This window comes from Vibrio sp. 2092 (genome assembly GCF_033339635.1).
Classification (GTDB): Bacteria; Pseudomonadota; Gammaproteobacteria; order Enterobacterales; family Vibrionaceae; genus Vibrio; species Vibrio alginolyticus.
This window is the reverse complement of sequence record NZ_JAWOUY010000015.1, coordinates 137333-144430: the sequence shown is the minus strand read 5'-3', so window position 1 is coordinate 144430 and position 7098 is coordinate 137333. Positions and strand designations below refer to the sequence as shown.

General features: G+C 39.6%; 11 protein-coding genes. 10 read left to right on the top strand and 1 reads right to left on the bottom strand.

Features of this window, described 5'->3' with window-relative positions; genetic code table 11:
• Positions 1-126: 126 nt before the first annotated feature.
• Positions 127-723: a hypothetical protein gene (locus R7P80_RS21695; RefSeq protein ID WP_225491900.1), complete on the bottom strand. Its 597-nt coding sequence runs from the start codon at positions 721-723 to the stop codon at positions 127-129.
• A 150-nt stretch (positions 724-873) separates the two neighbouring features.
• On the opposite strand from R7P80_RS21695, the gene R7P80_RS21690 reads away from it, so the two are divergent.
• From R7P80_RS21690 to R7P80_RS21645, 10 genes are all read left to right on the top strand, one after another.
• Complete coding sequence (locus tag R7P80_RS21690; RefSeq protein WP_182016506.1) at positions 874-1395, top strand: GNAT family N-acetyltransferase; 522 nt, start codon at positions 874-876, stop codon at positions 1393-1395.
• A 104-nt stretch (positions 1396-1499) separates the two neighbouring features.
• Positions 1500-1901, top strand: a complete 402-nt coding sequence (locus R7P80_RS21685; RefSeq protein WP_005377076.1) for a DUF2007 domain-containing protein — start codon at positions 1500-1502, stop codon at positions 1899-1901.
• Between the two features lie 143 nt (positions 1902-2044).
• Complete coding sequence (locus tag R7P80_RS21680; RefSeq protein WP_005389306.1) at positions 2045-2653, top strand: pyridoxamine 5'-phosphate oxidase family protein; 609 nt, start codon at positions 2045-2047, stop codon at positions 2651-2653.
• A gap of 141 nt (positions 2654-2794) precedes the next feature.
• The gene (locus R7P80_RS21675) at positions 2795-3208 is read left to right on the top strand and encodes an RDD family protein (RefSeq protein ID WP_031781318.1); all 414 of its coding nucleotides are present in this window, start codon (positions 2795-2797) and stop codon (positions 3206-3208) included.
• 131 nt (positions 3209-3339) lie between these two features.
• Positions 3340-3903: a sugar O-acetyltransferase gene (locus R7P80_RS21670; protein WP_047102727.1), complete on the top strand. Its 564-nt coding sequence runs from the start codon at positions 3340-3342 to the stop codon at positions 3901-3903.
• Between the two features lie 253 nt (positions 3904-4156).
• Positions 4157-4702, top strand: coding sequence for a GNAT family N-acetyltransferase (locus R7P80_RS21665; RefSeq protein WP_213870693.1), 546 nt, complete (start codon positions 4157-4159; stop codon positions 4700-4702).
• Between the two features lie 142 nt (positions 4703-4844).
• Positions 4845-5486: an alanine--tRNA ligase-related protein gene (locus R7P80_RS21660; protein WP_225491901.1), complete on the top strand. Its 642-nt coding sequence runs from the start codon at positions 4845-4847 to the stop codon at positions 5484-5486.
• Positions 5487-5614: 128 nt separating this feature from the next.
• A complete protein-coding gene (locus R7P80_RS21655) occupies positions 5615-5902 on the top strand; it encodes a putative quinol monooxygenase (RefSeq protein WP_158173947.1) in 288 nt (95 codons plus the stop codon).
• Positions 5903-6045: 143 nt separating this feature from the next.
• Complete coding sequence (locus tag R7P80_RS21650; RefSeq protein ID WP_031781322.1) at positions 6046-6342, top strand: antibiotic biosynthesis monooxygenase family protein; 297 nt, start codon at positions 6046-6048, stop codon at positions 6340-6342.
• 81 nt (positions 6343-6423) lie between these two features.
• Positions 6424-7029: a hypothetical protein gene (locus tag R7P80_RS21645; protein ID WP_005377094.1), complete on the top strand. Its 606-nt coding sequence runs from the start codon at positions 6424-6426 to the stop codon at positions 7027-7029.
• Positions 7030-7098 lie beyond the last annotated feature (69 nt).

Below are 7098 nucleotides of genomic sequence, written 5' to 3'. Positions count from 1 at the left end.
TCAAGTTCATATCATGATGAAATGTCGGTAGGATCAGAATTGAGGACGGGTAAGAGAGAAATCCTACAAGCTCGTTAGCCTTATTACGGGGAATTGGAGCCCTCAGCAGAGGACTCCCGATATAAATCACTGTTTAAAAATGTGGTCTAAAACTGCAATATGATACGCATTTACTTGTCCCCAACGTTCATCAGAAACTTTATTGATCTTACCTCCAATTTTTTGGGTGTAAGCTCTAGCTTCCAAACCTTTAGCTTTTGCTAAGGTCAGAATGATTGGGATATTTTTAGAGTTACAATAAGCGATAACTGTGTAGTAATCCTTATCTCCAAATTTATGCTCTAATGCAGCATTTGCCGCTTTAAATGCATCGTCGGCTTTTTGATTGGCTTTTGTAACTTCGGCATTTGTTCTAGAAATGTGAGCTTGTGTATTTAACTGAGCCTTTTCTAAGTTGTTAATTCGTTGGTCATGTTGAACTAGCAAATTAGCTTGGTTTAATAGTTGCTCCGCCGATGATAGTACTCTCTGTGCTTCGAAATATGCATCTGCCAATTGTTCTTGGACTTGCCATGAAAAATCATCGGTAAATGCTTTTACCAACATTGAGTACCCACGTTGTGTAATTAAAATAATTCCAGATGGCGGAATAGGGTGTGGGTAAGAAGCTGCAAATGCTTGATCCGTAGGCATTGCTATGAAGTAGTGTTTGTTCTTAAGCAACTTCGATTGGTTTGCAGTAAAAATGTTGTAAGTAGTGTTTTGAGAAACTCTATGTTATTTGTCAATGTCCCACAAGGTTAGGACACGCTCGGAGTTAAACTCAACGACAGGGATCGTAACCAAAAGGTCATTAATACTCAAAGGTCAAATATGGATATTTACCCAGAAATCGAGTTATCTAAAGCGCAGCATAATGCAATTGAAGCTCTTAGAAACAAGTCGTTTCCTGAACACCAAGTTACTCGCTCTTACTATAAGCAACTCCCGCATATGAGAGTTCTGAATTACGAAGGTGATCAGTTAGTTGGTTACATGGGATTAGACTACAGAGTTGTTCGCGTTGGTGATGAAATTTATAAAGTATTAGGTGTGAGTGACTTTTGCGTCGAGAGCACAGTTCAAAGACAAGGTATTGGCACAACAATGTTGTCTCAACTCAGCGAGTATGCGTCCACTAAAGATGTCGACTTCATCATTTTAGTCTCCGTTTTGGAGCGTTTTTATCTGGCTAATGGTTATCAGCGCCTTAACTCTCTAAGTTCTTGGTTGCGCGTTCATGAACATAAAAATTACGGTGTTGCTGTAGAGCAACTAGATGATTTATATGTTAAACCTATCAGCGGCAAAACTTGGGCTGTTGGCCATATAGATTGGTTAGGGTATATGTACTAGTCTGTAGTGGGCTAATAAGTTGTTCAAAAAGAAATACTACACATAGCATTTCCAATTAGCGTTTCTTATACCTTACGGGAGCGCTTTCCCACAAGGAGCAATATGTGATTGTAGTAGCAAGGTTTTCTTTTCCTCATGAAGCTCATATTGCGAGAGCAAGCCTAGATAGTGTCGGAATAGAAAGTTACATCGCTGACGAGCACACGGTAAATACTCAGTGGCTTTATTCAAATGCAATAGGCGGCGTCCGTCTGATGGTGGCCGAAAGTGATGCAGAAGATGCGAAACAAATACTTAGTAGCGATTTCTCAGAATCATTGGGAAATGAAGTTGACGTTGATGAAGAAAAAGACGTTTGCCCTAAATGTGGTAGTAAAGATCTATTTGCATTTACAAAAGGTAAACGCCCAGCTTTCTTAGTTTTTATTTTACTGGGTTTTCCACTGTTTTTTTACAAGCATGGTTATAAGTGTAAGCAGTGTGGGGAGTTTAGTGAAAAACTTTAAATCTTCAGATAACAAGGCATTAAAGAGACAACTTGTACTCGTAGTATTTTTACGATGAGTTAGGTCTAGTGCCTATACAAGAAGTCAGAGTTACTGCTTGCTTACAAGCAAAGCATTATACGATAGTGAAGGAATAACATTGAATGAGTGAAATTAAAACAATAGAGCAGTTAAAAGAAATTTACGCAGAGCCAAGTGCGAGAGCTAAAAATAAAGCTCTGCCTGTGCTGGATGTTCATGCGATTACATTAATTAATAACTGCCATTTTGCAGTTCTAAGTACCGCTGATTCACAAGGGTATATCGATCTTTCTCCTAAAGGAGGGGAGCCTGGCTTCGTAAAAGTTTTAGATGAATCAACATTGTTGCTCCCTGATAGCTCGGGGAACAATCGTATCGATAGTCTAAAAAATATCATTAGTAACCCCAAGGTAGGGTTGTTATTGATGGTAAATGGTATTGATGAAGTGCTCCGTATTAAAGGAATCGCAAGTATTCACACCGACGCCAACTTGATATCTGCTTGCCCCGATGGAAGTAAAGATCCTAAGGTTGTTATCAAAATAGTCATAGAGAGTATGTATTTTCATTGTGCGAAAGCGGTGATGAGAGGGAAACTTTGGTCTGATGACTATAAAGTAAATCGCTCAATTCTCCCTTCATTAGCTCAAATCTTTAAAGATCAACAAAAGTTAGAAAGTAAAGCGCTTAATCAAGAAGAGATGTTGAAATATTACCAATCTAGCCTTTAGAACAAGCGTGGTAATATATTGAAAAGATAGAAAAATCAGGTTCGACCTTGCTTTACGGAAGTATGGATTAGGTTTAGTGGGGATGTTACTGTCTCAATAGCGTTAGTTCACAAATAAACAATTGTTAGTCCAAATTTTAAAATGAAAAATGCAGGAAAATTTACTCTAGAAAATTACGTTTTGGCTAGTCCGGGAGTTAGGTGTGTTGGACAAATGATTGATCTTTTTGTCAGTTTTAGCATTTTTACTCTCGTTTTATGGGTCGGCTTAGAAATCGGTATTGAAAAAGAGCTTGTGCGCGCTACAGCAGTAACTGCGACTGTATCGTATTACCTTTTTTCTGATTGTTTACCAAATGGTCAAAGTGTGGGTAAAAAACTTTTGGGCATTGCAGTTATAAGTGCAAGAACGGGTAAAAAGTGCAATATTTTTCAGTCGCTCTTTCGAAATGTTATTACTCCATTCTTCGGTTTTATTGACTCAATTTTCATTCTTGGTAAAAAGAGGCAACGTCTCGGTGATAAGTTAGTGAGAACGGTGGTGGTAGTGCACTAAATTGATAGCGCTGAGGACTAGGGTTCAAGTCGGGCTTTGTTTTCGTGGTGGAACAGCCTCGCTTAGGAGGTAGCGTTACTCACATACTTAATGTAGCGTTGTAAGAAAATTGGTATTGGAGTCCAAGTTTTATGTCAGAAAAAGAGAAAATGTTAGCAGGTGAGCTTTATGACCCAAGTGATGAAGAGTTATTAAAGTTAAGGTTGAGCGCTAGGTTACTAACTGAAAAATTGAATGCCACGTCTGTTGAGCATAAACAAAAGCGAGTTCAAATAACTAAGCGCTTGTTCGGCACAACAGGTGACGATATTCATGTTGAATCTTCTTTCAATTGCGACTACGGATCCAACATTCACGTTGGAGATAATTTTTACGCTAATTTTGGTTGTGTGATTTTGGATGTTGCGGAAGTTAAGTTTGGTGATAACTGTTTACTTGGGCCTCAAGTTGGAATTTATACTGCGACTCATCCCTTAGATCCTATCGAGAGGAACAGTGGTTTAGAGCTAGCAAAGCCCATAAACATTGGTGACAATTGTTGGATAGGTGGCCATGCCGTAATCAACCCTGGCGTAACACTTGGGAACAACGTGGTGGTAGCCTCTGGCGCAGTCGTTACAAAGAGTTTTAGAGACAATGTCGTTGTTGGTGGCAACCCAGCCAGAGTACTGAAGGAAATCGTCACTAAGCGATAATAAAGTATATGGACTATTTTGAGCCTGAGTTTAGGACTTATGATCAACTCACTCCAAGCTTTGATGCGTTCAGCGGTTACTTGTTGACGCACTTGAATGTCTAAAATTTGCTTCAATATAGAATCGTGACACGTGGCGCTTTTGCCGTGCGTTGAGCTTGTTTAAAAGTCTCATACGAAATCATTTGTATTACGTGTCTCACACTTTTATTGGATTTTCGTCACCAATAACAAACCAAAAGGTTGACCCCAAAATGTTAGTAACAAAGATTGAAACGGAACGATTAATTCTAAGAGAGCTAGTTGAAGATGATGCAAGCGAATTGTTTGATATCTTCTCAGACCATGAGGTCATGAAATATTGGAACACTGGCCCTTGGGTTTCAATTGAAGAAGCGCGGACATTTATAGCCAAGAGTACACAGGCCATGAATAGCAATACAGAAGTGACACTAGGCATCTTCCTAAAGGTCAATGGCCAACTTCTGGGTAAGATAATGCTGTTTAATCACGTGAAAGAGTCTAGGCGCGCAGAAATTGGCTTTGGCGTTAGTCGTCATTTCTGGGGTAAAGGCATTGTATTAGAGGCGGGAACTGCATTAATCGAACACGCATTCAAAACACTGAATCTACGTCGAATCGAGGCTGAGATAGATCCAGACAATGCTTCTTCAGGTAAAGTCTTGGAACGGTTAGGTTTTATAAAGGAAGGTTTCCTAAGTCAGCGTTGGGAAGTGAATGGAGTAGTCTCAGATTCCGCAATTTACGGGTTATTAGCTAAACCCCTAGACAGCGTTTAGTATCCGGCCTTAAACGCATCTAATAGGTCTAGCCTGCTCGTGCTCTATACACAGCCTTACATTTGACGGTGAGGTTTCTTGAATTGACTTGGTGGTCACTGAATGTACTATCAAAGATAGGACTTACTGCAAGGATAGCAGCATGAGCGAGAAATTATTTTGGGTTAATCCCTACCAAACAGAACTTAACTCAAGAGTGAGCAATGTAGACGGAAATAAGGTTGAATTGGACCAGACTATCTTCTTTGCAGAGTCTGGAGGCCAAGAGAGTGATAAAGGAACGATTAATGGTATTCCGGTTTTGATTGCTCAAAAGTTAGGTGTTCGACTTATTTACACATTGGAATCCTCTCCAAATTTTATTCTTGGTGACATTGTAACTACGAATATTGATTGGAAGCGTAGATACGCCTTAATGAAGCTACACTTTGCGGCTGAAGTGGTGCTCGAGATGTTTTATCAGCGTCGGGAAGGCATTGTTAAGATAGGCGCGCATATTTCTGAAAATAAGAGTCGCATAGATTTCGAGTGGTCTGAAAGTATTGGCCCACTATTGAAAGAAATTGAAACTGATGTGCAAGATTTGATTAACTCTGATTCAGTTATTATTAGTGACTTTTCCGATCAAGAGAGTGAAAGAAGGTATTGGAGAGTGGATGGGTTTGCGCAAGTGCCTTGCGGTGGCACTCACTTAAAGCGCACATCAGAAGTCGGCCAAATTCAATTAAAACGCAAGAACATCGGTAAAGGCAAAGAAAGGGTAGAGATAACCTTATGCTCGTAGGTCGATAGGGCATTAGAAATAGATTCCTAACACGTGGCATTTTAATTCATGGTGAGATTCACATTTGCGATATGATGGTTGAGATTGAGGGCGTGTTGGCTACTTCTTAACAGGGGCGAGAGGATGATATGTCGAAAGTAACATTGAAAGGCTTTATTTTAGTTCCGGAAAAGGATTTAGAATTAGTAAAACATGAGTTAATAATTCACAAAAGGCTCACGTTAGAAGAGTCGGGCTGCCTTACTTTTCTTGTGACTCAAAGCTCGACTAATCCGTTTCGTTTTGATGTCTATGAGGAGTTCGTCGACAAAGCCTCTTTTAAACAACATCAGGAAAGAGTTCAAGCCTCACATTGGGGAAAAGTAACAGCCAATGTTAAACGGCAATACGAAATCTTTGAATGTGTGCATGACTAATCGAATCGGAGTGATTTAGAGCGTTTACGCTTTGTTTTTTAGATTGCTCTACGCTCTACTATGTTGCTTTATTCATCTATTAACCTGGCTTAGTGTTCTTGATACTTTGCCGTATTAAATCTAGAAATTTTAATGGAAGTGTTATGTTTAGAGTTGTGTATGAATGGCGTGTGCCAAGTGAAAAAATGGATGAGTTTCAAAATATATGGCGTTCGACGACAGATTCAATTCATGAGTCAGTAGATGGGGCGCTTGGTAGTTTTATGCTTCGTTCTTACGATGTACCGGAAAAGGTTTTAACTATTGCCAAGTGGCGAACACGTGAAGACTGGGAGCGGTTTTGGGGAACTAGTAACCCAGAAAAAATGAAGAAGATGAGTGAAATTGCAGAGCGTATTTCAGTTGAACCATTCGATGAAATTGAAGATAGAACTAAGTAGGGCAATAGAAACGTTAAAGTGATGCCTAATGAACAGTTTGGCGGACAATATGAAAGACAACCTTAACCAAGGAATAGGGTTATGCAGATTTTAATCGTTGGAGGTAGTAAAGGGCTAGGAAGGTTCTTGGCTACGAACTTACAGGGTACAGAAATTTATGCGATTTCTAGATCAAAGCTAGTTGAGGGGGGAGTCGCCTCTGTTTGTATTGACGTTGATCCCGGTAAAAAACCAGATTATACGTGCTTCAAAGGTGTAGAGTTTGACATCATCGTTTATTTGGCGTCGATGTGGGGAGAGTCTTCAGAATTGACAACAAGCGAACTGATTGAGTTTATGAATGTTGGCCCGATTGGGTATCTTAATTTAGTCAATGAGCTTAACGCTTTAGGTTCACTTAACGATAAATGCAATATTGTATCTATTGGCTCTACAGCAGAGCTTTCAGAAAGTAGTGAATACCCTGCATTCGCCCTCAGTAAAAGATTACTCAAAGATATTTCTAGCCAGCTGCAAAACGTTTATCGTGATTACCGCTTTACTCACTTTACAATAGGTGGGATCGGGCATGCTGAAGAGGAACGTATTGAGTATTCGAGTGTTTTGGAGATTATAAATATGCTAACCAAGCTTGATCCAAACACATACCTTTCAAATATGCATATAAAGTCCAAGCTAGGAATGTAGCTCTCAAGCTGTATTACGTACCTGTTTCTATGGTTTGGCATCATGTGCATTCTTTTTATTGAGCTATGG

Excerpts from the sequence above, each read along its gene's own strand:
- R7P80_RS21655 (WP_158173947.1), top strand. The coding sequence starts at position 5,615 with ATGTCGAAAGTAACATTGAAAGGCTTTATTTTAGTTCCGGAAAAGGAT.
- R7P80_RS21670 (WP_047102727.1), top strand. The coding sequence starts at position 3,340 with ATGTCAGAAAAAGAGAAAATGTTAGCAGGTGAGCTTTATGACCCAAGT.
- R7P80_RS21650 (WP_031781322.1), top strand. The coding sequence starts at position 6,046 with ATGTTTAGAGTTGTGTATGAATGGCGTGTGCCAAGTGAAAAAATGGAT.
- R7P80_RS21645 (WP_005377094.1), top strand. The coding sequence starts at position 6,424 with ATGCAGATTTTAATCGTTGGAGGTAGTAAAGGGCTAGGAAGGTTCTTG.
- R7P80_RS21675 (WP_031781318.1), top strand. The coding sequence starts at position 2,795 with ATGAAAAATGCAGGAAAATTTACTCTAGAAAATTACGTTTTGGCTAGT.
- R7P80_RS21665 (WP_213870693.1), top strand. The coding sequence starts at position 4,157 with ATGTTAGTAACAAAGATTGAAACGGAACGATTAATTCTAAGAGAGCTA.
- R7P80_RS21680 (WP_005389306.1), top strand. The coding sequence starts at position 2,045 with ATGAGTGAAATTAAAACAATAGAGCAGTTAAAAGAAATTTACGCAGAG.
- R7P80_RS21660 (WP_225491901.1), top strand. The coding sequence starts at position 4,845 with ATGAGCGAGAAATTATTTTGGGTTAATCCCTACCAAACAGAACTTAAC.
- R7P80_RS21690 (WP_182016506.1), top strand. The coding sequence starts at position 874 with ATGGATATTTACCCAGAAATCGAGTTATCTAAAGCGCAGCATAATGCA.